The organism is Bacillus nitroreducens (assembly GCF_964021195.1).
This window is the reverse complement of sequence record NZ_CAXHYI020000001.1, coordinates 501,476-523,647: the sequence shown is the minus strand read 5'-3', so window position 1 is coordinate 523,647 and position 22,172 is coordinate 501,476. Positions and strand designations below refer to the sequence as shown.

25 protein-coding genes and 3 pseudogenes are annotated in these 22,172 nt (G+C 36.8%); 21 read left to right on the top strand and 7 right to left on the bottom strand.

All coding sequences use genetic code 11. The annotated features are described in order from the left end of the window. From ACWPVE_RS02580 to ACWPVE_RS02565, 4 genes are all read right to left on the bottom strand, one after another. The gene (locus tag ACWPVE_RS02580) at positions 1 to 1,242 is read right to left on the bottom strand and encodes a hypothetical protein (RefSeq protein ID WP_453990499.1); all 1,242 of its coding nucleotides are present in this window, start codon (positions 1,240 to 1,242) and stop codon (positions 1 to 3) included. A gap of 15 nt (positions 1,243 to 1,257) precedes the next feature. Next, positions 1,258 to 1,464 (bottom strand): DUF2249 domain-containing protein, encoded by a 207-nt coding sequence (locus ACWPVE_RS02575; RefSeq protein ID WP_453990498.1) that lies wholly within the window; start codon positions 1,462 to 1,464, stop codon positions 1,258 to 1,260. Then, positions 1,461 to 1,712 (bottom strand): DUF2249 domain-containing protein, encoded by a 252-nt coding sequence (locus tag ACWPVE_RS02570; protein ID WP_453990497.1) that lies wholly within the window; start codon positions 1,710 to 1,712, stop codon positions 1,461 to 1,463. Before ACWPVE_RS02570 ends, ACWPVE_RS02575 begins: the two co-directional genes overlap by 4 nt. A 100-nt stretch (positions 1,713 to 1,812) precedes the next feature. Further along, positions 1,813 to 2,502 carry a Crp/Fnr family transcriptional regulator gene (locus tag ACWPVE_RS02565; protein ID WP_453990496.1) on the bottom strand — a complete coding sequence of 230 codons (690 nt, stop codon included), beginning with the start codon at positions 2,500 to 2,502 and terminating at the stop codon, positions 1,813 to 1,815. A 373-nt stretch (positions 2,503 to 2,875) separates the two neighbouring features. Between ACWPVE_RS02565 and ACWPVE_RS02560 the strand changes: the two genes are divergently transcribed. From ACWPVE_RS02560 to ACWPVE_RS02545, 4 genes are all read left to right on the top strand, one after another. Continuing rightward, positions 2,876 to 3,112, top strand: coding sequence for a DUF2249 domain-containing protein (locus tag ACWPVE_RS02560; RefSeq protein WP_453990495.1), 237 nt, complete (start codon positions 2,876 to 2,878; stop codon positions 3,110 to 3,112). A 546-nt stretch (positions 3,113 to 3,658) separates the two neighbouring features. Continuing rightward, positions 3,659 to 4,285, top strand: a complete 627-nt coding sequence (locus ACWPVE_RS02555; RefSeq protein WP_453990494.1) for a molybdenum cofactor guanylyltransferase — start codon at positions 3,659 to 3,661, stop codon at positions 4,283 to 4,285. Positions 4,286 to 4,435: 150 nt separating this feature from the next. Next, the gene (locus tag ACWPVE_RS02550; protein WP_453990493.1) at positions 4,436 to 4,729 is read left to right on the top strand and encodes a DUF5316 domain-containing protein; all 294 of its coding nucleotides are present in this window, start codon (positions 4,436 to 4,438) and stop codon (positions 4,727 to 4,729) included. Between the two features lie 324 nt (positions 4,730 to 5,053). Beyond that, a complete protein-coding gene (locus tag ACWPVE_RS02545; RefSeq protein WP_453990492.1) occupies positions 5,054 to 6,175 on the top strand; it encodes a TIGR04053 family radical SAM/SPASM domain-containing protein in 1,122 nt (373 codons plus the stop codon). Between the two features lie 226 nt (positions 6,176 to 6,401). On the opposite strand, the gene ACWPVE_RS02540 is transcribed toward ACWPVE_RS02545, so the two are convergent. Next, entirely contained in the window at positions 6,402 to 7,106 is a 705-nt protein-coding gene (locus ACWPVE_RS02540) for a Crp/Fnr family transcriptional regulator (RefSeq protein ID WP_453990491.1), read from the bottom strand. A 170-nt stretch (positions 7,107 to 7,276) separates the two neighbouring features. Between ACWPVE_RS02540 and modB the strand changes: the two genes are divergently transcribed. The 5 genes from modB to ACWPVE_RS02515 all read left to right on the top strand — a co-directional run bounded on the left by modB (position 7,277) and on the right by ACWPVE_RS02515 (position 11,329). Then, entirely contained in the window at positions 7,277 to 7,930 is a 654-nt protein-coding gene (gene modB, locus ACWPVE_RS02535; protein WP_453990490.1) for a molybdate ABC transporter permease subunit, read from the top strand. A gap of 136 nt (positions 7,931 to 8,066) precedes the next feature. Beyond that, a complete protein-coding gene (locus tag ACWPVE_RS02530) occupies positions 8,067 to 8,591 on the top strand; it encodes a cytochrome C oxidase subunit II (RefSeq protein WP_453990489.1) in 525 nt (174 codons plus the stop codon). A 15-nt stretch (positions 8,592 to 8,606) separates the two neighbouring features. Then, positions 8,607 to 10,088, top strand: coding sequence for a cbb3-type cytochrome c oxidase subunit I (locus tag ACWPVE_RS02525; protein WP_453990488.1), 1,482 nt, complete (start codon positions 8,607 to 8,609; stop codon positions 10,086 to 10,088). Further along, positions 10,078 to 10,686: an SCO family protein gene (locus ACWPVE_RS02520; protein WP_453990487.1), complete on the top strand. Its 609-nt coding sequence runs from the start codon at positions 10,078 to 10,080 to the stop codon at positions 10,684 to 10,686. Before ACWPVE_RS02525 ends, ACWPVE_RS02520 begins: the two co-directional genes overlap by 11 nt. A 10-nt stretch (positions 10,687 to 10,696) precedes the next feature. Next, complete coding sequence (locus ACWPVE_RS02515) at positions 10,697 to 11,329, top strand: hypothetical protein (protein ID WP_453990486.1); 633 nt, start codon at positions 10,697 to 10,699, stop codon at positions 11,327 to 11,329. A gap of 295 nt (positions 11,330 to 11,624) precedes the next feature. On the opposite strand, the pseudogene ACWPVE_RS02510 reads toward ACWPVE_RS02515, so the two are convergent. Beyond that, positions 11,625 to 11,699, bottom strand: a pseudogene (locus tag ACWPVE_RS02510) (hypothetical protein); the annotation flags it as partial. Positions 11,700 to 11,701: 2 nt separating this feature from the next. Between ACWPVE_RS02510 and ACWPVE_RS02505 the strand changes: the two are divergent. Together ACWPVE_RS02505 and ACWPVE_RS02500 are read left to right on the top strand one after the other, a co-directional pair. Further along, positions 11,702 to 11,893, top strand: a pseudogene (locus ACWPVE_RS02505) (transposase); the annotation flags it as partial. After that, positions 11,867 to 12,034 (top strand): annotated as a pseudogene (locus ACWPVE_RS02500) (transposase); the annotation flags it as partial. The pseudogenes ACWPVE_RS02505 and ACWPVE_RS02500, both read left to right, overlap by 27 nt. 288 nt (positions 12,035 to 12,322) lie before the next feature. Here ACWPVE_RS02500 and ric read toward each other — a convergent pair. Continuing rightward, entirely contained in the window at positions 12,323 to 13,030 is a 708-nt protein-coding gene (ric, locus tag ACWPVE_RS02495) for an iron-sulfur cluster repair di-iron protein (protein ID WP_453990485.1), read from the bottom strand. Positions 13,031 to 13,208: 178 nt separating this feature from the next. On the opposite strand from ric, the gene ACWPVE_RS02490 reads away from it, so the two are divergent. The 10 genes from ACWPVE_RS02490 to ACWPVE_RS02445 all read left to right on the top strand — a co-directional run bounded on the left by ACWPVE_RS02490 (position 13,209) and on the right by ACWPVE_RS02445 (position 22,162). After that, entirely contained in the window at positions 13,209 to 14,180 is a 972-nt protein-coding gene (locus tag ACWPVE_RS02490; protein ID WP_453990484.1) for a methyl-accepting chemotaxis protein, read from the top strand. A gap of 217 nt (positions 14,181 to 14,397) precedes the next feature. Beyond that, positions 14,398 to 15,666: a molybdopterin molybdotransferase MoeA gene (locus ACWPVE_RS02485; protein WP_453990483.1), complete on the top strand. Its 1,269-nt coding sequence runs from the start codon at positions 14,398 to 14,400 to the stop codon at positions 15,664 to 15,666. Continuing rightward, positions 15,651 to 16,166: a molybdopterin-guanine dinucleotide biosynthesis protein B gene (mobB, locus tag ACWPVE_RS02480; protein WP_453990482.1), complete on the top strand. Its 516-nt coding sequence runs from the start codon at positions 15,651 to 15,653 to the stop codon at positions 16,164 to 16,166. The genes ACWPVE_RS02485 and mobB overlap by 16 nt, the downstream gene beginning before the upstream one ends. Further along, positions 16,159 to 16,629 (top strand): molybdenum cofactor biosynthesis protein MoaE, encoded by a 471-nt coding sequence (locus ACWPVE_RS02475; protein WP_453990481.1) that lies wholly within the window; start codon positions 16,159 to 16,161, stop codon positions 16,627 to 16,629. Before mobB ends, ACWPVE_RS02475 begins: the two co-directional genes overlap by 8 nt. After that, positions 16,629 to 16,862: a molybdopterin converting factor subunit 1 gene (gene moaD / locus ACWPVE_RS02470; protein ID WP_453990480.1), complete on the top strand. Its 234-nt coding sequence runs from the start codon at positions 16,629 to 16,631 to the stop codon at positions 16,860 to 16,862. The genes ACWPVE_RS02475 and moaD overlap by 1 nt, the downstream gene beginning before the upstream one ends. 390 nt (positions 16,863 to 17,252) lie before the next feature. Beyond that, a complete protein-coding gene (argC, locus tag ACWPVE_RS02465) occupies positions 17,253 to 18,293 on the top strand; it encodes an N-acetyl-gamma-glutamyl-phosphate reductase (protein WP_453990479.1) in 1,041 nt (346 codons plus the stop codon). A 158-nt stretch (positions 18,294 to 18,451) separates the two neighbouring features. Then, positions 18,452 to 19,681, top strand: a complete 1,230-nt coding sequence (gene argJ, locus ACWPVE_RS02460; protein ID WP_453990478.1) for a bifunctional ornithine acetyltransferase/N-acetylglutamate synthase — start codon at positions 18,452 to 18,454, stop codon at positions 19,679 to 19,681. A gap of 11 nt (positions 19,682 to 19,692) precedes the next feature. Then, complete coding sequence (gene argB, locus ACWPVE_RS02455) at positions 19,693 to 20,469, top strand: acetylglutamate kinase (protein ID WP_453990477.1); 777 nt, start codon at positions 19,693 to 19,695, stop codon at positions 20,467 to 20,469. Next, the gene (locus tag ACWPVE_RS02450; protein WP_453990476.1) at positions 20,469 to 21,620 is read left to right on the top strand and encodes an acetylornithine transaminase; all 1,152 of its coding nucleotides are present in this window, start codon (positions 20,469 to 20,471) and stop codon (positions 21,618 to 21,620) included. Before argB ends, ACWPVE_RS02450 begins: the two co-directional genes overlap by 1 nt. Before the next feature lie 113 nt (positions 21,621 to 21,733). Beyond that, positions 21,734 to 22,162, top strand: a complete 429-nt coding sequence (locus ACWPVE_RS02445) for a carbamoyl-phosphate synthase domain-containing protein (RefSeq protein WP_453990475.1) — start codon at positions 21,734 to 21,736, stop codon at positions 22,160 to 22,162. Positions 22,163 to 22,172: the final 10 nt, after the last annotated feature.

Genomic DNA, 22,172 nt, shown 5'->3' with positions numbered 1-22,172 from the left:
TTATTTGAAAAGTACTTTTATAATGCTGTAGCTGAAAAAGAAGGTAGAAGCAACAACGAAGCTTTGGCCGATTGAAAAGATAAGCAAATAACCTGTTGCAATGGAGAGAATGACAACAAGACAACCTCCAACAAGCCCCGTATAAATAGGAATTGCCATTTTTTCATCAATCATCTGTTTTAAAGTAGGTACATCCCTCTTTCCAATAAGCTTACTGTATTTATGTGTCCACCATAAAAAAGGAATAATTTTATATAAATATCCAAGGATGCTACATGCAATCCATAAGATGATATATAGAAATATGAGGACACCAAACAATTCATAATAACTTGGCAAGATAGAAAGAATCATTCCAGCTAAGTGAACGACTAGACCAAAACCAATAGCAATCAATGAAAAAATAAAAGGTCGATCAAGCTTTTTCTTTAATCTCAACTTGATGATCGTGGTAATATGGTAAGAAAATAGCGCAAAGCCTGCAAACAGTAGACTCATCCCAACCTGTAAAAACAAGTTTTTCTCGGTGATGAAGCTAAAAATTGTTACGATAAGTCCTATTGCATATACGATAAAAATCCATTTAGCAGGTTTCATTGAGAAACCGTGTGATAATGAAAACATTGGGATCATTTTATAAGAAAAGCCAAAAATTAAGAAAGTAAACCACCCTGCAACACCTAATAAAATATGACTTTTTAGGACAACAAGGTGATCAAGATTTGAAATACCCATTCCTAAATTTATGATTAGTAATATTCCAAGTGTAATCGTGATTAGCAAACAGATTAACGCACTACCTACAAATAGGGTTAAAATATTTTTTTTGGCCTGTTTTTTCATCGTCATAAACATTTGAAAAAGAAATAGCAAAATTCCAATAACAGCTAGAGAACCTGTGAAAATTGAAAGGGTGGGTGAGAATGATAGGGTGATTCCAAAACCACCAAATCCAATTGCTGTTACCCAGAATTGAGCAAATCCAAATTTCTCATTCCAAATCGGTGTAAGGAAAGCTACAGGCACTAGCTGATACATCGCCCCCATAGTTACCATTAAGGCCCAACCAAGAATGAGTAAATGGGCAGATGATAGGATGGCAGGCGTTCGGAAATTCCCCTCTATCACTATGTGTCCATTAAATAGAAGGATAACTTGGGAAGCTATAAGGGCGACGATACTAAAAATAATAAAGGACAGAGGTAGCCTAATATCTGTTTCATTTGATAATTGAGGCATCATTTACTAGTGAGCTCCTTACTTTGTAATGTCAATTTGAAAGCCGCCATCAGGATGTGATGCTGTTGTATGTTTGTAGCCAAGTTCGTCGAGTTGTTCATATAGGAACATAGGGCGACGATCATTGATAATGGTTAAGGTGTCACCTTTATCTAAATTTTCAAGTGCTTTTAATGTTCTCATCATTGGTGTAGGAGGCTCAAGACCCCGATTATCTAGCTTCATTCTTTGGCACCTCTTTTTATAAAGGTAACTTTCCAATGTTTTTTATCAATTTGCTCTGCTTCGTTTGTAAAGCCTTTTGCCTTTAAAATTGGAAACAAAGGAGTTGGTTTAAATGGTGCATGTAAAATGAAGGCATCTCCATTTTGTAAAGGTTTAACAGCCTCCATTATCTTTTGAAAAGGTTCAATTTTATTTTTAAGATCTTCTCGAACATCTATTTCTACAACTTTGGTTTCCTCTTGACTCATTAAAATTTCCCCCTTATAAAATGTATAACTTAATGATAATCATTTTCAGTGAGAAATGATGTGACTTGAATCACAAAATGAACTATTTTTAAAAAGGAACTTAATAAATTTCATCGTGAAGCCTCATATGATCTAATAAGTAATATCCATCTGGGGTCAGATCAACAATTTGTTTCTTTTTCAATACCGAAATCGTTCTACTAACAGATTCTCGTGTGGTCCCGATCATATTGGCAAGTTCACGGTTTGTGAAATGAGTGGTTAGTTTATATCGATTCCCAATTTTTTCTCCATTACTTCTACATAAACGAAGTAAGAGCATGACAATTTGTTCTTGAGTATTTAAGAGAATTTGTTCCTCTAGGCGATTTTGGAGGTCGATTATTTTTTCACCTAGAACCCTAAAAATTTTAATGCAAAGTTCAGGGTTTTTAAGCAGTATTTCTTCAAATTTATCAATAGGGGTATAGATAATATTTGAATCTTCCATTACCTCAGCATGTGCTGGAAATCCACCCTTTCGAAAGAACCCTGCATGTGGAAACATTTCTCCTGCTTCAAGTACAGAAACAATCTGTTCCTTGCCATGCATATCTGATTTATATATCTTTACCTTTCCAGATTGAATAAAAAAAACACGATCAAGTGGATCGTCTTGCATAAAGATAAACATTTTTTGCTTATATAATCGTGATTGTGAAATGTCAACAATTGGCTGAAGTTCCTCTGTGGTTAGTTCCCGAAACAACGGAACTCCATTCAATTGTTCATGAATGGATGGCAGTCTCATCTGACTCACTCCTTATTCTAATAACTAATATATTAAGTGTAGCAATCTTCCTTTATTAGACTGTGATTTATATCATAGGTAGTGAAGATCCTACACATTTTTCATAAAATAGACACAAAAAATAGGAGTAGTTTTCTAATTCGCTTCGACTTTTTTCATGCACAATCAATACATAAAGTTAATATTGTTTAACGCGTCTCCATTAAATATGTCGCAACATCCTATGGTCTTTTATCGCAAGCTACAAGTTCCACTAATTCCTTCGTTGGGTATGCGTTATGATAAAAAACATATCTACATAGTGATTAGACTCACTACTTCTAGATTCAGACTTGGGTATCATGAAGCCATAAAACGCTAAGGAGGAATTAATATGGGATTTGCAGCGAAAGTAAATGCACCAGATTATGCGCCGAAGGATAAACACCCAACTATTTTTAGAACATTTGACAGCTTAAAACCAGGTGAAATCATGGAGTTAACAAATGACCATGATCCAAGACCACTCCAATATCAATTTAAGATGGAACGCGGTGATGAGTTCACATGGGAATACCTAGAACAAGGTCCAGACATTTGGCGAGTTGCCATTGGTAAAAAACAAAATTGATAACTAAATACGATATCATTTAAAGTGTAGGCAAAGCTTTTTAAAGTTGCCTACACTTGTTTTTTATAGAAAGCCTTTTTAAAAGATTGGTGCTAATGAATAAAACAAACCTATTGATTGCAGCGTTAGGTGGTGACACCTCGAAAATGTCTTCATATATTCTTCGTGCGTAGGTTAATTCTAGGTAGTACTTCAAAGTCTGCTCACAAAAAGTGAGACTTTAGACCCCACAGGGGCGATTAGCGACTTGTCCAGTTGTAGCGGCAAGAAACTTGAGAAATTTCAACTCTTCCTACGAGGCAAAAAGCGCCTCTATGTCGGAGTCTCTGACACACAGGAAGTGCTAGTGCCGATTAGACATGAGGACGTGGCGATTTTCGTAGGGAATAAATTTGTTTAGAGTGCTAGCTGCTTCCACATTTCGTTAAGGTGGCTCAAAGTCACATACGCTTAAAGCGTCCATCTGAAGGGGAAATCTATAGTTTCTGTTTGGAAGACTGTTTCAATCATGCTACTATGGAGAAAACGTAAAAGGATGGTTCCAACATGACTAATTCAACATTCACAGGTATTGTTTTGGCAGGGGGACAGTCTAGAAGATTTGGTAGCCATAAGGCATTCGCGAAGCTTCATCAAAAATATTTTTATGAATACGCAATTAAAGCACTAGCAGAAAATGTGGATTCCCTCTATATTGTGAGTCATCCTGACTTAAAGGAACAATTTGAAAAACAAACACCTTTTCAAGTTGTTCAAGATGTACCTGAATTCCAAGGGTGTGGTCCACTAGCGGGAATGTTTACTGTTATGAAAAAGGGGGAAGCAAATTGGTACGTAATAATACCATGTGATACGCCTTTTGTGACAGACGATCTTGTAAAACAGTTAATGTCCTTTACGAATGACCTGAGTTATGATGCGATTGTTCCAATCATTTATGAAAGAAAGCAACCTTTAATAGCTGTCTATCATGCTAGGGTGGTAACTAAAATAGAAAGATTGTTGAAGAAAAATTTTTTAAAAATGAGCCAGTTATTAGAAGTATGCAAGGTTAAATATTTAACAGATCAAGACCTAGATCTGCAAGGAATGGAATTCGAAAATATCAATAATCAAACAGAGTTTAATAAAATTACACAAGTCCCTTTTCCTAATATAAGAAAAAAAGACTAATCACACCACGCTAGAGCGGCAGGTCTTCAGGCCCCACATCGTGTGGGCCCGAGTTGTTTTTGTATTAAAAATCAAGCTTATACACTCATAATTTTCTGAAAAGTATGATAAAATATGAATACAATGTCTTTATGAAGGAGGGATTGAAACTTGAGAGTAGGCTTGATATTAGGTATAGTATCCTCTGGCCTTTTACTAATTTTAGGTTTGTCTACTCATCAATTTGAAGCATATTCTGTTATTTCTGGGACATTTGGAATCATCTGCTTTTTGCTTGCAGGAATCGTATCTGATTCCTTTGTAGGGGGAGATCGGATGAGAGCAAATTACTACGTTGAAGATAAGCAATTCCGCAAAAAAAAGTTTAGATATTCCTATTTGTTTTTCCTCATGGGGGCTCCGAACCTACTGGTAGCTGTAGTGTTAACCCTCAATTACATTTAACACTTCTTCAGATTTTATTTTCTTCCATTTAGTAATACTATTATTTGTCTTACTTTAGGTGCCATCATAATCAAGCTGTTAAGACAATCGAATGAAAGTACCGCTATTTTATGTGAGCGCTTAAATAAAACTTTATAACTCTCACGGACGGCAAAGGTACCAGTGTTAGGTACAGGATGTTCTAGACAAGTAGCTGAATTTAAGGTACCTTGAGCTTTTTCAATTGTGAACAATTTGAAAAACCTCCGTCAACTGTGATGTGACTCACATTATTCACTATTTTATAGTGTTAAAATGGTGGACATTACAAGGGAGGTTTGCCTCATGTTTGAAAGAGATTATAATCAGGATCCATTTATTGTAATATGGGAGCTTACAAGAGCTTGTCAATTGAAGTGTCTACATTGTCGTGCGGAAGCACAGTATAAAAGAGATCCCCGAGAGCTTTCCTTTGAAGAAGGAAAAAATTTAATTGACCAAATATACGAAATGAATAATCCCATGCTTGTGTTTACGGGCGGGGATCCATTAATGCGCCCCGATGTGTATGATATCGCAGATTATGCTATTCAAAAAGGTGTGCGCGTCTCAATGACACCAAGTGCAACTCCTAATGTTACGAAAGAAGCTATTCAGAAAGCAAAAGAAGTCGGATTAGCACGTTGGGCGTTCAGTTTGGATGGTCCGACTGCTGAAATTCATGACCACTTCCGTGGAACAAATGGTTCTTTTGACTTAACCATGAAAGCTATTCAGTATTTACATGAGCTTGAAATTCCTATTCAGATAAATACGGTTATTTCAAGATATAATGTTCATGCATTAGATGATATGGCAAAATTAGTGGAGGACCTTGATTGTGTATTGTGGAGTGTGTTTTTCTTAGTTCCTACAGGAAGAGGTAAGGAAACAGATATGATCTCACCTGTAGAACACGAAAAGGTGTTTCGCTGGTTATATGATTTAAGTAAACGGGTAAAATTTGATATTAAAACAACAGCTGCACAGCACTATCGACGTGTGGTAATCCAGTCTAAGATGCGTGAGACAAAAGATACAGAACAACAAATTCGCTATGAAGATGCACTCATGCAAGGTAAGACAGGGAAAATCGATGGACTTGGAAGAGCACCTCAAGGTGTAAACGATGGCAATGGATTCGTGTTTATTTCTCATACAGGGGATGTATATCCAAGTGGCTTGTTACCAGTAATAGCAGGAAATGTAAGGGAAACTCCCTTGGCTGAAATTTATCGTGAATCCCCAATTTTTAAAGATTTGCGTAATCCAGATAAATATAAAGGAAAATGTGGCGTTTGTGAATTTAGACATGTATGTGGTGGATCGCGTTCTCGAGCTTATGCTATGACAGGGGATTACATGGAGAGCGAGCCATTCTGTGTATATATTCCAAAAGCCCTTCGCAAAAAAGAAAACACAATCTGAAGGCAAAGAATCCTGTTAGCAAGCTTTTTCTTGTGCTGTTTTTGAATCCAGTATGGTTAGGATTCGAACTCCATGCACAGAATGTATGGCCTTAAACTAAAATTGAGACACTTTACCCTCTCATTTTTATTGTATCTACGATTAGCTTATGACCTCAAGCTGACGGCGTCTGGAACTAGACAAACGAGAAGACCCAGGAATCTATGGGTCTTTTCGCTTTTTATGGTTATTCAATACTACAATATTTTGCAGGACACTCTTCACATTGTATTTCATTTTTTATGTAAGCTAAATCATGAATGGTAATATAGCCTCTCGAGACGGTGATGATCCCTTTAACCCTTAGCTCATGTAGCATACGGTTTACACTTTCCCTTGTTGTTGCGCAAAAATTAGCAAGCTCTTGATTCGTTAAATGTAGGTCAATAAAGACACCATTTTCCTTTTGAATCCCATAACTATTGGTCATTCTAATTAACGTTGAATACATTGCCCCTTTTTTGCCAAGTAAAACGAGGTCTCTAAATTTTGTTTGTGTTTTTCGAAAATGGTCACTCATCCATTTCATGAATTCAAATGCCAAGGAAGTATTTTCAAAGAGTTTCCTTTCTAATTCATCTTTTTGAATGACTGCAATCTCACTATCTTCTAATATTCTGCAATCAAATAAATACTTCGGTTCGTCTGTAAACAATGTTAACTCCCCAACAATTTCATTTTGACTGCAGATTCGTAAGGATAGTTCATTCCCATCGGCTGTCCCTTTGCTTACTTTTAAACGGCCTGACAGAATGAGATAGAGCTCTGAAGCCTTCATTCCTTCACGGAATAGATATTGTCCCTTTTCCATATGTATGACGTGATCAGCTGATTGTAATAGTTCTGTTAATTCATTTGAGAGCGTTGGCTTTTCTAATGTTATGCGACTCATCGTTACCACCTTCCTTTGGAGATGCTATAATTGCTTCTAAAGGAATAATATAATGTTACTATAATAGTAGGTGTATAATTAATCACACTTATTACATGATGGGTGCAAGACCTTTATCAGAATAGGGATTGCATAATTTTGAACATTTTCTAACAATTGAGGTTTATATGATGGAATACACATTTTGGTCACCTATAAAACTATCATTGTCTATAGCAATAACGGCAGGATTCATTGTCTTACTTCTTGGTTTGGTCGCAGGGAAGTGGATGGCGCATAAGCAATTTAAAGGGAAACTCTTTCTTGAAACAGTCTTGATGCTACCACTTGTCTTACCTCCGTCCGTAGTGGGTTTTTTATTAATTGTGATCTTTGGGAGAAATAGTGTCATCGGATCATTTATTGAAAAAATAACAGGTCAACCAATCATGTTTACGTGGTGGGCAGCGGTTATTGCTTCAACCGTTGTAGCATTTCCGCTCATGTATCAATCCGTAAAAACTGGATTCCAATCAGTGAATCCAGATATTGAGGATGCTGCAAGAACAGATGGCGCAAGTGAAATGAACCTGTTTTTATTTATATCCATTCCGTTATCCATAAAGTCGATTATAACAGGCTTTATCTTAAGTTTTACCAGAGCTCTTGGTGAATTTGGAGCAACCCTAATGTTTGCTGGAAACATTCCAGGTAAAACACAAACACTACCTACGGCAATCTATGTGGCAATCGATAGTGGCAATATGGAATTAGCCTGGCTCTGGGTTGTTACAACGGTCTTCATTTCTTTTTTAATGCTAGCAGCTACGTATCTAATTAAATAGCAAGTTTAAGAAAGATGCATTCTTGACAAGAATGTGTCTTTTTTTGGTTTTAAACCATTTTGTGACAAACTTAACAGATTATGTACAGTCAATATGTGACAATTTTGCTGAAAAGAAAAATGAGGAGGGGGTTCTTTTGTACCAAACAGCAGCTTGGTATCTTTCCATTATTTTAATGACGTTAATCACCGTCATTTTTATTACCGTCGTATTAAAGACAACTAAACGAAAAGAGTATGACGGCATTCAAAAAAAATGGTACCGCTTTAGAACGTTGTATTTCATTATTTTACTAGTTGTTTTTGGGACTGCAACATACTGTACACTTCAAGATCTTCCTTTTGAAAGGCCAGTCTATGGGCAAGGTGAAAATCCTGTCATCGTTGATGTGGAAGCGTTCCAATTTGGCTGGAATATGAGTCAGACTGAATTCAAAGTTGGTGAACCAATCGAATTTGACATTACAAGTTCAGATGTAAACCATGGCTTTGGTATCTATGACAAAGATATGAACTTAGTTGCACAAACTCAGGCGATGCCAGAATATACAAACACTGTTTTTTATACGTTCACGGAGCCTGGCACGTATCAAATTTTATGTATGGAATACTGTGGAATTGCTCACCATCTCATGATTGGTGAAATAGTTGTTACAAATTAAGAAGGAGGAGGTAACATGTCTACTACTATTCGGGGGTCAAATACCTCAAAAAATAAAACAATAGCTATGTATTTATTAACAGGTAGTCTAATTATTTTATTCATGATGGTATTTGGGGTTTTGATGCTTCTTGCACAAGGAAAAATGATGGATATAGACCCTGGCTTCTTTTATGAAATCATGACTGTCCACGGAACAGGTATGATTGGTGCGGCTGCATTATCTGCTGTTGCTGTTATGTGGTATTTCCTTAGTAAATATGTTCAATTAAGCAAAATAATTCTAATAACTAATCTTATCACCTTCATTATCGGAGTCGTAATGGTATTAGTAGGTATCTTTGTATTTGATTTTGCAGGAGCATGGACCTTCTTATACCCCCTACCTGCCATTTCTGCTGGTGGCTGGTCAATGACTGGAGCAGCCCTGTATTTAGGTGGTATGCTCATACTCGGAATAGGATTTTTATTACTAAATTTGGATGTAGCTCGAGGAATTATTAAACAATATGGAAGTTTAGGTGGAGGCTTGGGCTGGTCAATTGTATTTGGTAAGGAAAAAGGTTATGGTCCTCCAGCGGCGGTCGTGGCGAGTACAATGGTTGCGATTGTAAATACTACTGCATTAATTGCAGGAGCAACGGTTCTCATTATGAACCTTATTAATCTGTTTATACCATCAATCATGATTGATCCAATGCTTGCCAAGAACCTAACATACGCGTTTGGTCACATTTTTGCTAACTCAATTATTTATATGGGTGTTATAGCGGTTTATGAAATCTTAGCAACATATACAAATCGTCCATGGAAAGCCAATCGACCATTCTTGATTGCCTGGAACTGTTCAACTTTGTTTACGATTACAATCTATACCCATCATTTATTAATGGACTTTGCCATGCCAAAATGGATGATCATAATTGGACAGGTGTTATCATATGCAAATGGATTACCAGTACTAGTTGTCACAGCATATGGAGCACTAATGATTGTATATCGTTCTGGAATTAAGTGGGACATTGCCTCATCTTTTATGTTTCTATCTATGTTTGGGTGGGTAATAGGTGTTGTTCCAGCCATTATTGATGCAACGATCGTCGTTAATCATGTAATGCATAATACAAAATGGGTTCCAGGACATTTCCATATGTATATGGGATTAGGAGCAACAGCAATGTTATTTGGGTTTATGTATTACTTAATTAAAGTGAATGGAAAAGAGAAAGAATCATCAGTTGATCCGATTAGTTTTTGGGTATACATCATGTTCTTCATAGGATTATGTGGATCATTCCTATATTCAGGAAAAGTAGGAGCACCAAGAAGATGGGCCGAACACTTCCAAGAGTGGGTTTCATATGACCGTATGGGGGCAATCTTTGGTATTTTTATCGTTCTAGCTGTCTTGACATTTATCATCCGTTTTTGGAACTATTCAAGATCAATGGACTTTAAGTACCAAGATAAGATAGGATCAGATCACCATGTTGCGTAAAGGTGTCGGTATCCTATTTGCATTAGTTGTAAGTATTTCATTGCTTTGGCTAGGTACGGATGGATTACGTGCTTTTACAGCAGAGAAGGCAAGAATTATTGACCTAGAAAGGGAGCAGCCGAAGCTCCCTTCTGCTACATTAATTGATTCATGGGAAAACACCTTCAGTTTACAAGATTTAGAGGGGAAATATGCGCTCTTTACATTTATGTATACAACCTGTGGAGATGTTTGTCCTGTATTAGAAAGAAATTTTGCAGAAATCTATGAAAATATCCCAGAGGATGTACTTGGGACAGATGTTGTTTTAGTAAGTATAAGCTTTGATCCTAAAAATGATTCTCCAACAGTCTTACAAGCCTATTCAGAACATTTCGGAGCGGATGGCGATCGGTGGAAAATGGCGACTATTCAAGATGAACAAGAATTACAGAATGTGTTAGAGGCACTAAAAGTTATTGTGATACCGAATGAATATGGTGGTTATGAGCATAATTCTGCTTTTTATTTAATTAACCCAGAAGGAAAACTAACCAATATTTTTGACTACCAAACGCCACAAACTGTTGTGGATTTTTTAGATACCTTTCTTTTCTAGGGGTGAAGTTATGTACCGTTATCGTGATATATTTGTAGCGCTACTTTTACTTCTGATTGTTTCCATCCCCTATATAAGGTTATGGTTAGAAGAAAGCATGGTAGGCACAATGTTTATTCAATACCCAATATTAGTAGCTAGTGGATATTTTCTAGCTAAAGGATTCCCAAAAAGATGGAGAAGCTTTTTTACTTATTATAATGAAAATGGTATAGCAGGGATTATTATTGTTTTATGTGTATCCATTTTCTGGATGCTACCTCGGGCGATGGATGCAGCGTTGAATGACCCCTATATGGAAATGGCCAAATATCTAAGTCTATCTTTTGTTGTAGGGGTACCATTGTACTATAGTTGGAATCTGCTTGGTTCGATTAGCAAATCTTTTATTTGGACGAATCTCATTTCTAAGATTTTTGTAATGAGTTGGCTCTATATAGTGTCACCAGCAAGACTATGTAATAATTATTTAGTATCGGAACAGCAACAGCTTGGAAAAGCTTTATTTATCTTAGGGATAGTTATATGTATTGTATTTATAGGAAGGGTTTTTGTGGGAAAAGCATTATTTAGCGGTAATAACAACAATAATAGGCAGAAGATGAATGTAACGTCTAATGCCCTTAATGATAGGATAACGTGAAAAATGAGCTGACGATAGTAGAGGGCACTGAAAAAGTCCCTTTCTAAAATTGGTGTTGATTTCCGCTGCAGCCACTCGCTTTCCGCGGGCGGTCCGGGAGCCTCCTCGTCGCTGTGCTCCTGCGGGGTCTCCCCTGGCCACGCTTTTCCCGCAGGAGTCTCGTGCCTTCCGCTCCAATCAACATTAGTTAAAAAGGTATTATTTTCTCTGAATTTGAGAAAATAATACCTTTTTTCATTGTATAATGGTTGTATCAATTCTATGTGGGTGGGTTCAATGATTCAAAAACAACAATTAAACGATTGTTACGGTTGATAACACGACGATACAAATCATTTAAATCCGAAGTCGCAAAGCGCCCACCGTCTAACTATGCTACGGAAAATTAATGAACTTGTGGACTTCTCTTTCGTATATGAAGAGCTTAAGGAAAATTACTGTCGTGATAACGGTTGAAATGCTGTCGACCCTATTCGCATGTTCAAATATTTATTGCTAAAGACTATCCATGACTTGTCTGATGTTGATATTGTCGAGCGTTCTAAGTACAAAGAGCGTTATAAAATAGAAGCTAAAAATAGCGAATTAAAACACAGACACGGGTATGATGTAGCGAAATCCTCGGGTCTAATTGGCATGGAATTACAAGGTGCCATGGCGATATTTACGGTAAATATAAAGCGGATTTTAAAACTATTAGGGTAATAACCCAGGGTGAAATGGTATCATATGCATAAAAAAGACGACTTTTAATTCAAAAAATGAATTTTAGTCGTCTTTTTTGATTTATCAATTTAATCACCTATAAAAAACGTAAGTTTTTCAGCTGCCTCCGTTAGTATCAGCTCATTTTTTTTGTGATCAATCTGATTGAAAATGCTCAACTACTGTAATCGTGCGTCTTGAGTTTATCGCTACTACAAGGCCTACAAAGGTTAAAAGTACAAGACCTGCATATACTTCTCTGGAATTGATATCTGTATAAGTCTCTTCTTAGTTTCCAGCTGCTGCTCTTGGGAACAGAATATTATTTTCTAGATGTATATGCTCAAATAAATCTGATTCAAGCGCTTCAAGCCGCTGATAGACTAGACGGTATGTGCCACAAGCTCCAACTGGTGGTTGGAAATCATTTGTGATATCACGTATTTCTTTAATTAATCTTCCAGCTTCGTCATGATCATCTTCTAGATCTTCTACATGTTTTTTCACGAGTTCATGATTTTCTGGAGTAGGTTCATTTTCAAATTTAAGAATTAGAGGGAATGAGTCTGCTTCCTCTTTAATTGTATGCTGCTCAAGTTCCACCTTTAACTGATTAAATAATGAATGAACTTTCGCTAGATGTGGGTGATTACCTCCATGTACTCGTAATACTTTTGTTACATATGGGCTGAGTTGTGGAAGTTCTTCATTTAAATAACGATGGTGTTTATTGATAATATGGTCAATTAATTCAGAATAACTTGCAGCTTTCCAATCCACTGTTCTCTCATTTAATTCTTTCGTTTCTTGATAAAGAGTGTTTAATTTTGTCAAAACGTCATCTTTTGAAAGATTTCTTTCTTCAATAGCATCTATTAGTGGGCGATTACCACCACAGCAAAAGTCAATTCGAAGCTTCTTGAATAAGTCTCCAGCCTTCGGAAACTCTGTTACAATTTCTCCGATAATATGTTGTTCAGTAAAAGTTTGTACCATTTTATGACCTCCTAAATTTTTCATTACCATTAGCATAGCGTTTTAATAGGATGTATGAGGTGATGCGTATCACACTCGAAAGAAAACATGTAGAAATATAGGAGTTTGTGATGAATATCACAGGTTTAAATGGCTCTTGTTTGGTACGATAAAGCCAAATATTGATTGTTGCAAGGAGATGTCATCAATGTTTGTTCGTAGACAATATATGAACAGTCTAGTGAAAGAAAATGAACGACTAAAAACAGAAATAAAAGAATTAATAGCGGAAAGAGAACAACAGAGAGAAACTACAACGGTGTTTTTTAAAAACTTTTACGAGGAACTTGTAGCAACAATCGAACAACATGAGCATGTTAATGGTCAACATCATGTTCTAGGTGATTTGGTTGCCAAATTAAAATCAAAGTTTGACAGGGTTGAAGAGTTAAGTCAGTTATCTTTTAACAACTCTACAAAATTATATAAAAATGGTAAAGCATTACTTTCAGAAGCAGAGGATATGGTTGAAAAAGCAAAAGATGGAAAACGCCAAGTGTTAGAAGTTGAATCCATTATGAAACAACTCGGTAGTCAATTAAATGATACATCTGAAAAAATGAACCATCTTAATAGCCGTTCTAAGGAAATTGAAAACATTGTCCAGGTTATTAAAGAAATTGCGGACCAAACCAATTTACTGGCACTAAATGCTTCTATTGAAGCAGCTAGGGCCGGTGAGCAGGGAAAAGGATTTTCAGTAGTTGCTGCAGAAGTAAGAAAATTAGCTGAGAGTACAGCATCTAGCACGGATCATATTAGTTCACTCACGAAAACGATTCAAAAAGAGATTGACGGATCCTTACAATCTACTACAAATAGTACAATCCTTGTTCAATCAGGAGTGGAGGTAAGTACATCTACGACGGAAAAAATTAATTCTATTATGACGATTGTTGAAGCTGTACAGAAGGAAGTACATTTTGTTCTTGATACCATTGATGAGCAAAAGAGGTATTCACAGGATGTCATGCACGAAATTTCCCATACAAAACATATATTTGATAGTGCGAATGATTTAATTGTTAGGCATATCAATGACGCAAAAGTTGTGGATGATAAACTTGAAGAAGGAATGATTCAACTTAATGAAATCACTGCAAGAAAGTAGTGGTTTTTGATTAAATATACTACAATAGGAAAAAAGAGTAAAAGTAAACTAGCAAAAAGAAGGATGAATAGGACCAAGTATTTTTTAGTCGAATGAACTCCGAGGGCTAGATTGTTGGAGTTCATACGAAAAACTCTCGTGAAGCTAATTAATTTTGAAATTCGATGTGTCCCTGTTCACCAGACTTTTTGAAAAAAATTAAAAGTGAGTGAAATAGATGATTGAAAGACGAACACCAATACCAGTTCCAGAAGCAGTATCACGAGTCATGGAATATGCAGGTGAAGCTAAGAGTGAAGTCGTGCCAATTGAAAATTGCTATGGCCGATATTTAGCGGAAGACTTAGTGGCCGATCATGATGTTCCTCATTTTGATCGATCCCCATATGATGGGTTTGCTATTCGAGCAATCGATTCAACAAATGGAGGGCAGGACAATCCTGTTGAATTTGAGGTAATTGATGAAATCGGAGCGGGGTCTGTTACAACGAAGAAGGTAGGTGCTTTTCAAGCAGTTCGAATCATGACTGGTGCGCAAATGCCTGTAGAATGTGATGCAGTTGTCATGCTTGAATTAACGAATGAATATGAGCGTGATGGTAAAAAGTATATGTCCATAAAAAGAGCATTTCAACCAGGAGACAATGTTTCGTTTCAAGGAGAAGATACAAAAAAAGGTACCATTTTAGTTGAAAAAGGAACATTCATCAACCCAGGTGTAAAAGCTCTTTTAGCAACATTTGGTTACCATGAAGTAAAAGTTGCCAAAAAACCAGTCATTGGGATTTGGGCTACTGGTTCAGAGTTACTTGATGTCAATGAAAAACTTGTGCCTGGGAAAATTCGTAACAGTAATGCTTATATGATAAGTGCACAAATTGAAAGGGTAGGGGCGGAGCCAAAATATTTCGGAAAATTACCTGATGAATTTGAACTTTGCTACGAAGCCATTGAGAAAACTTTAGATGAAGTAGATATGTTAATTACGACAGGTGGAGTATCGGTTGGGGATTTTGATTATCTTCCAGCGATTTATGAAAAATTAGATGCGAGCGTTTTATTTAATAAAATTGCGATGAGACCTGGTAGTGTGACGACCGTTGCACAGTTAAATGGCAAGTTGATGTTTGGATTATCAGGAAATCCTTCAGCTTGTTATGTTGGGTTCGAGTTATTTGTTAGACCCGTAGTCAGGACAAGATTTTTCTCGAAAAATCCATATTTATTAAAAATGAAAGCAATACTAGATGCTGATTTTCCAAAACCAAATCCATTTACAAGATTTGTTAGAAGTAAAATCAGTTTTTCTGAAGGCAATATTGTCGTTACACCAAGTGGTCTTGATAAATCAAATGTTGTTACCTCGCTGGCTGGGGCTAATGCATTCATGGTTTTACCTGGAGGAACACGTGGATTTGGAAAAGGGGACGAAGTAGATGTTTTATATCTAGATGACCAGGAAGGAAGTATGTGGCCTTGGAAATAAGGTTTCCGCTTCTTCAAATTGTTGGGTATCAAAATAGTGGGAAAACAACTTTAGTTGAAAAAATTGTAAAAAAAGGAACCGAACAAGGGATAAAAATTGCTACGATTAAACATCATGGACATCAAAAAAGTTTAGAAAACCTTCATCAAGAAAAAGATTCTGCTCGTCATTTTAAGGCTGGTGCATCTGCTACGATCGTCGAAGGTGGAGGAAGTCTCCAGCTTGAAGCAAAGACCACAGGATGGACGCTAGAGAAGCTAATCCAGCTTTACGCTTTTTTTGAAAATGATATGATTTTAATTGAAGGCTTTAAAACAGCAGATTACCCAAAGATTGTTCTAATTAAAAATGAAAATGATATCGAGTTGCTAAATACATTAACAAATATCATGGCAGTGATATCCTGGATTCCAATTCAAACTAACTTCCGAGTTTTTCATATAAACGAGGAAGAAAAATATTTACACTGGATTTTTAATAGTGAGGTAGATAATGAATAATAATCGTTTATTTCGGATAACAAAGGAACCGATTAATGTTGAAGAAGTTATGAAGAAGGTTATAAGACGTGAGGCAGGAGCTGTAACAACATTTGTCGGTACAGTGCGCGAATTCACCAGAGGGAAACGAACCCTTTATTTAAAATATGATGCATATATCCCAATGGCAGAAAAAAAACTTGCACAAATTGGTGCAGAAATTTCAGAGAAATGGCCTGAAGCAAAGACTGCGATTACCCATAGGATTGGCGAGTTGGATATATCAGAAGCAGCTGTTGTCATCGCAGTCTCCACACCACATCGCAAGGATTCCTATGCGGCCAACGAGTATGCCATTGAAAGGATAAAGCAAATCGTCCCTATTTGGAAAAAAGAGCATTGGGAAGACGGCGAAATGTGGATTGGGGATCAATTAGAAACGAAACATTATCCAACAGGTCGACCTGAAGAGGAGGATTTGTAATGATTAAGGTTTTATTTTTTGCCCATTTACAGGAAATGGCGGGGACAGACAGTATCACTCTACATGTAGATGAAATAACCATCTCAAAACTGAAACAAACTCTTATTAATGAACATGATATAAATAACCTTGAACAGATTATGTTTGCTATTAACGAGGAATATGCAGTTGATGAGGACCTTGTCAAAGCAGGAGATACAGTAGCATTAATTCCACCAGTAAGTGGGGGTTAATTTGAACTCAACCACTTTCTGGTGGTTTTTTTACATCATTCCAGAGAGTCTATCTAAGATCAAGCCGGTTTTTTTTACAAGGTGGGGAAAGTACACACCTTTTGTCTGTTATCTTTTCCTTGTCAGGCAATAAGACTAGTGCAGGATTTGGAAAGCTTGAAGTGTTTTACATAACCAAAGAAAATGAAACGTATTTTCGCGTCGAAATTTCATTGAAGATTGCCACAGCATGTGGCTGAAAGTGGTGGAAGATACGATTTTTGAGATTCTCTTTTGGATTTTGCATAAAAAAACAGAAAAATTTATAAAAATACAATTGCTTTTATTTTTATACGGACTTATAATGATACTTATTATTTCAATATTTACGAAAACAATGAGGTGGATAAATTGAAAGCGGCAATTATAGGGGTTACTGGCTATGGCGGAATTGAGTTACTGAGATTATTAACAAATCATCCAACAATAGACGTGCACTCAATTCACACTTCGTCACAGACAAGGATGAGGCTTTCAGAGGTCTACCCCCATGTTACAAATCTAGTAAAACATTCATTAGAAGAAATAGATATTCCAAAGATAGCAAACGAAGTGGACGTTGTTTTTCTCTCAACACCATCAGGAGTTTCCACTACGATTGTACCTGAATTATTAAAAGAAGATGTGAAGATCATTGATCTCTCTGGAGATTATCGTTTAAAGAATCCAATTTTATATGAACAATGGTATAAAAAGCCAGCTGCTTTACAGGACGAATTAAACAAAGCTACATATGGCTTAGCTGAATGGAATAAGGAAGAAATTAAGAATAGTAGCTTCATATCTAATCCAGGTTGTTACCCAACTGCAACTCTACTTGGGTTAGCACCTTTAATAAAGAATAAATTAATTGATGAAAAATCAATTGTAATAGATGCAAAATCTGGTATTTCGGGGGCTGGTAAAAGCCCTTCAAGAACAACTCATTTTGCTGAAAGTAATGATAATTTTTCAATCTATAAAGTCAATCAGCATCAACATATTCCCGAGATTGAACAAGTCATTCAAGGCTGGGATGAATCAGTGCCATATGTTACATTTAGTACACATCTGGTGCCTATGACAAGAGGAATCATGTCAACGATGTATATTAATAGTGCAGTAGACTCACTTACATTGGATCAACTTCATGAATTATATAAGGAAAGTTATCAGGATTCTCCGTTTGTGAGAATTCGAGAAAAAGGAACCTTCCCTGCCACAAAAGAGGTATATGGAACGAATTATTGTGATATTGGCCTTGCATTTGATGAGAGAACGAAACGAATTACTGTTGTTTCCGTTATCGACAACTTGGTCAAAGGTGCTGCAGGGCAAGCCATTCAAAATGCAAATATTATGTTTGGTCTAGAAGAAAATACGGGATTACACTATGTACCGTTATTCCCATAGGCTATTAACTTAAAGGATAACCCTGACTGAACAAGTACTTAGAGCGTTTATCACGTCTGGGTAGCAAGTTATGTGACTCACCTATTGTTTTTGGGGACCTGACAAACCTGGGCGTAAATTAGCCAAAGCGCATTTGATTAGAAAAGGAGTGACTTTGCATGATAGATACGAAGGAAATTCAAGTATTAAAAATAGATGACGGATCCGTTGTGACTCCAAAAGGATTTAAGTCAGCGGGAATTCATGCTGGATTACGTTATACAAAGAAGGATTTGGGAGCAATTGTGTGCGATGTACCGGCTAGCTGTGCAGCCGTTTATACGCAAAGTCATTTTCAAGCGCCTCCCCTAAAAGTGACAAAAGAAAGTATAGCTGTAGAAAATAAACTTCAAGCTGTCGTAATTAATAGTGCATGTGCGAATGCATGTACAGGTGAACAAGGATTATTGGATGCCTATGAAATGAGAGCTGAATCAGCATCTCACTTTGGGATTGAAGAACATTTAGTGGCAGTGGCTTCAACAGGGGTAATCGGTGAACTATTGCAAATGGATAAAATTAAAGCAGGTATTAAACAATTAAATCCTGCCAATACAGCTGAAGCAGCTGAAGACTTCCAAACAGCCATTTTAACAACAGATTTAGTTATGAAAAAAGCATGCTATCAAACAACAATCGATGGAAAAACGATTACAATTGGTGGAGCGGCTAAAGGATCTGGGATGATTCATCCAAATATGGCAACGATGCTTGGGTTTGTCACCACAGATGCAAATATTGATTCACATTCCCTTCAATCTGCTATGAAAGCTGTAACGGATGTAACATTTAACCAAATCACGGTGGATGGTGAAACTTCTACAAATGATATGGTATTAGTAATGGCAAGCGGTATGGCGGAAAATAGTAAACTTACACCAGAACATCCTGAATGGGAGAGTTTTGTCTTGGCTCTTCAATCAACATTCGAGGATCTTGCAAAACAAATTGCAAGAGATGGTGAAGGAGCTACAAAATTAGTAGAAGTAAATGTAACAGGTGCGTTATCAGATGTAGATGCACGTATTATCGCTAAAAAAATTGTTGGTTCTAATCTTGTGAAAACAGCCATTTACGGTTCTGATGCGAACTGGGGAAGAATTATTGGTGCAATCGGACATAGCGCAGCAACCGTAGACCCTAATAAAGTGGATATTTCCATTGGTTCAATTCAAATGTTAAATAAAAGCCAACCATTGGCATTCTCAGAAGAGCTTGCAAAACAGTATCTTGAAGGAAAGGATATCGTCATTCACGTTAACCTAAATTTAGGAACTGGCATTGGAACAGCATGGGGCTGTGACTTAACCTATGATTATGTCAAAATCAATGCAAGCTACCGTACGTAAGGAGACTTAAAATGGAGACGATTGTTATAAAATGTGGAGGCAGTATCCTTTCTGAGCTGTCAGAGGCATTTTTTAATAGCATAAAAGAATTAAAAGAGAGCGGATATAAAGTAGTAGTTGTTCATGGTGGTGGACCAGAGATTGGTCATACTTTAACTTCACTGAACATCGAAAGTGAATTTGTAAACGGGTTAAGAAAGACTACAAAGGAAGTACTTGATGTTGTTGAGATGGTATTGTCTGGTAAAGTGAATAAAAAGGTTGTGATGGAGCTTGAAAAGGCTGGGATTCCCTCACTCGGATTATCTGGCTGCGATGCAAAACTAATACAGGCAAAGCCAGTTGACCTTGAAAACTTAGGGTACGTGGGAGAAGTCGAACAGGTCAATGTTTCATTCCTAGAGAACCTTCTAACTCAAGATTATGTTCCAGTAATCTCTCCGCTTGGAATGGATGAAGAGTTTACAAAGTACAATATTAATGCGGATACGGCAGCTGCTAGCGTAGCGATTGCCTTAAAGGCAAAGCATTTATTATTTGTTACCGATGTCGATGGAATTAAAAAAGATGGTGAAGTATTGCCTTCACTTTCTACAGATTCTGTTCTAAGTCTTATCGAAGAGGGGACTATATATGGTGGAATGATACCAAAGGTAAAAGCAGCACTCTCCGCGCTAAACGATGGTGGACTTAATGAAATCATCATCATAAATGGAAAAGGATCTTTATTATCGATAGATGGGACATTAAAAGGAACAAAAATCGTAAAAGAACTTGAGGTGGTATAATGGACGCACTATTTCCAACCTATGCGAGATGGGATTTGACAGTTGAATCCGCAGAAGGTGCGGTCATTGTAGATAATACAGGAAAAAAATATGTAGATTTTGTTTCAGGAATTGCCGTTTGTAATCTCGGTCATCGCCATCCAGCAGTAACTAGCGCTGTAGAAGATCAACTGAAAAAATATTGGCATGTATCAAATTTATTTAAATCTGATCTTCAACAAGAAGTAGCTGAGAAACTTGTCTCATATTCTGACCTTGATGCTGTCTTCTTTTGTAACAGTGGTGCAGAAGCAAATGAAGCAGCTTTGAAACTTGCTCGTAAACATACACAAAAATCAAAAATTATTACGTTTAAACAATCCTTCCATGGTAGAACTTTTGCAACAATGGCAGCAACAGGGCAAGAAAAAATTCACTCAGGTTACGGACCACTTTTGCAAGAATTTGTTTATCTTCCATACAATAATTGTGATGCGTTAGAGCGTGAAATGGATGACACAGTCGCAGCAGTTATGGTCGAAGTTGTTCAAGGAGAAGGCGGAGTCGTTCCAGGAACGGAAAAGTTTCTGAAAAAGATTGAAGAACTCTGTTCACAGCATGGTGCACTCTTTATCATTGATGAAGTGCAAACAGGAATTGGTCGAACAGGGAAGGCATTTGCCTACCAACAATTTAATCTTTCACCAGATATTATTACACTAGCAAAAGGACTTGGAAGTGGTCTCCCAGTTGGGGCAATGCTTGGTAAGGAGAAGTTAAAGGAATCATTTGGACCTGGATCACATGGTTCTACATTCGGTGGAAATCCCATTTCATTAGCAGCTGCTAAAGCGACTTTGTCAATCATTTTTGAAGATGAGTTTTTAGCGGAAGTTGAAAAAAAGGGAGAATATTTACAAGCTGAGCTAACAAAAGCATTAGCAGAACAAGATGTTGTAACAGAAGTTCGGGGTAGTGGATTAATTCTTGGTATTGTTTGTAAAGAAGAAGTGGCAGCAACGATTACTGCGCTTCGAGAGAATGGTTTATTAACTCTACCTGCTGGAACACATGTCATTCGACTATTACCACCATTAACTGTTACTTATGAAGAAATTGATGAAGCGGTAAACATTATTAAAGAAACTCTTGTCGGGACTTATGTAAAGTAAATTTGACTGGTGGTTAGAATCCGTTCTAACTGCCTGTCTTAAGAGGGACAAATTTTTTTGAGTATCTTTGTATAAAAATACGTAACATTAAATAAAAATACGAGGTGGAAACGATGAAGGGATACCTACATTTCGAAAATGGTGAAAGTTTTGTTGGAAATATGATCGATGATTGTTCAGTGTTAACAGCTGAGGGTGGAATCGAATTCTATACAGGAATGACTGGCTATCAGGATGTATTAACTGATCCTTCCAAAAAAAATCAAATCATTGTTTTCACTTATCCATTAATAGGAAATTGTGGTTTCAGCGAGCTAGATTTTAATATGAAACCCCAAGTAGCTGGCGTCATCCTATATGAGACAAAGGATTTCCATTCACACTATGAGGGGAAATACTCTTTACGACAGTATTTACAAAAGTGGAATGTACCAATGATTTCTCATGTGGATACTCGTGCAGTCGTTAAAAGAATCCGAGATAAAAAGATAGAAAAGGCGGTCATTAGTAATCAACCAGCACTAGCAGGAGCACTCATTTAAGAAGATAGTT

Bases quoted from the DNA above. Each gene is read 5' to 3' on its own strand.
- ACWPVE_RS02570 (WP_453990497.1), bottom strand. From the start codon at position 1,712: ATGAGTCAAGAGGAAACCAAAGTTGTAGAAATAGATGTTCGAGAAGAT.
- ACWPVE_RS02580 (WP_453990499.1), bottom strand. From the start codon at position 1,242: ATGATGCCTCAATTATCAAATGAAACAGATATTAGGCTACCTCTGTCC.
- moaD (WP_453990480.1), top strand. From the start codon at position 16,629: ATGATTAAGGTTTTATTTTTTGCCCATTTACAGGAAATGGCGGGGACA.
- ACWPVE_RS02450 (WP_453990476.1), top strand. From the start codon at position 20,469: ATGGACGCACTATTTCCAACCTATGCGAGATGGGATTTGACAGTTGAA.
- ACWPVE_RS02575 (WP_453990498.1), bottom strand. From the start codon at position 1,464: ATGAAGCTAGATAATCGGGGTCTTGAGCCTCCTACACCAATGATGAGA.
- ACWPVE_RS02475 (WP_453990481.1), top strand. From the start codon at position 16,159: ATGAATAATAATCGTTTATTTCGGATAACAAAGGAACCGATTAATGTT.
- ACWPVE_RS02555 (WP_453990494.1), top strand. From the start codon at position 3,659: ATGACTAATTCAACATTCACAGGTATTGTTTTGGCAGGGGGACAGTCT.
- ric (WP_453990485.1), bottom strand. From the start codon at position 13,030: ATGGTACAAACTTTTACTGAACAACATATTATCGGAGAAATTGTAACA.
- ACWPVE_RS02545 (WP_453990492.1), top strand. From the start codon at position 5,054: ATGTTTGAAAGAGATTATAATCAGGATCCATTTATTGTAATATGGGAG.
- ACWPVE_RS02540 (WP_453990491.1), bottom strand. From the start codon at position 7,106: ATGAGTCGCATAACATTAGAAAAGCCAACGCTCTCAAATGAATTAACA.
- argJ (WP_453990478.1), top strand. From the start codon at position 18,452: ATGATAGATACGAAGGAAATTCAAGTATTAAAAATAGATGACGGATCC.
- ACWPVE_RS02525 (WP_453990488.1), top strand. From the start codon at position 8,607: ATGTCTACTACTATTCGGGGGTCAAATACCTCAAAAAATAAAACAATA.
- ACWPVE_RS02560 (WP_453990495.1), top strand. From the start codon at position 2,876: ATGGGATTTGCAGCGAAAGTAAATGCACCAGATTATGCGCCGAAGGAT.
- ACWPVE_RS02485 (WP_453990483.1), top strand. From the start codon at position 14,398: ATGATTGAAAGACGAACACCAATACCAGTTCCAGAAGCAGTATCACGA.
- argB (WP_453990477.1), top strand. From the start codon at position 19,693: ATGGAGACGATTGTTATAAAATGTGGAGGCAGTATCCTTTCTGAGCTG.
- ACWPVE_RS02490 (WP_453990484.1), top strand. From the start codon at position 13,209: ATGTCATCAATGTTTGTTCGTAGACAATATATGAACAGTCTAGTGAAA.
- ACWPVE_RS02565 (WP_453990496.1), bottom strand. From the start codon at position 2,502: ATGAGACTGCCATCCATTCATGAACAATTGAATGGAGTTCCGTTGTTT.
- ACWPVE_RS02445 (WP_453990475.1), top strand. From the start codon at position 21,734: ATGAAGGGATACCTACATTTCGAAAATGGTGAAAGTTTTGTTGGAAAT.
- ACWPVE_RS02515 (WP_453990486.1), top strand. From the start codon at position 10,697: ATGTACCGTTATCGTGATATATTTGTAGCGCTACTTTTACTTCTGATT.
- ACWPVE_RS02520 (WP_453990487.1), top strand. From the start codon at position 10,078: ATGTTGCGTAAAGGTGTCGGTATCCTATTTGCATTAGTTGTAAGTATT.
- modB (WP_453990490.1), top strand. From the start codon at position 7,277: ATGGAATACACATTTTGGTCACCTATAAAACTATCATTGTCTATAGCA.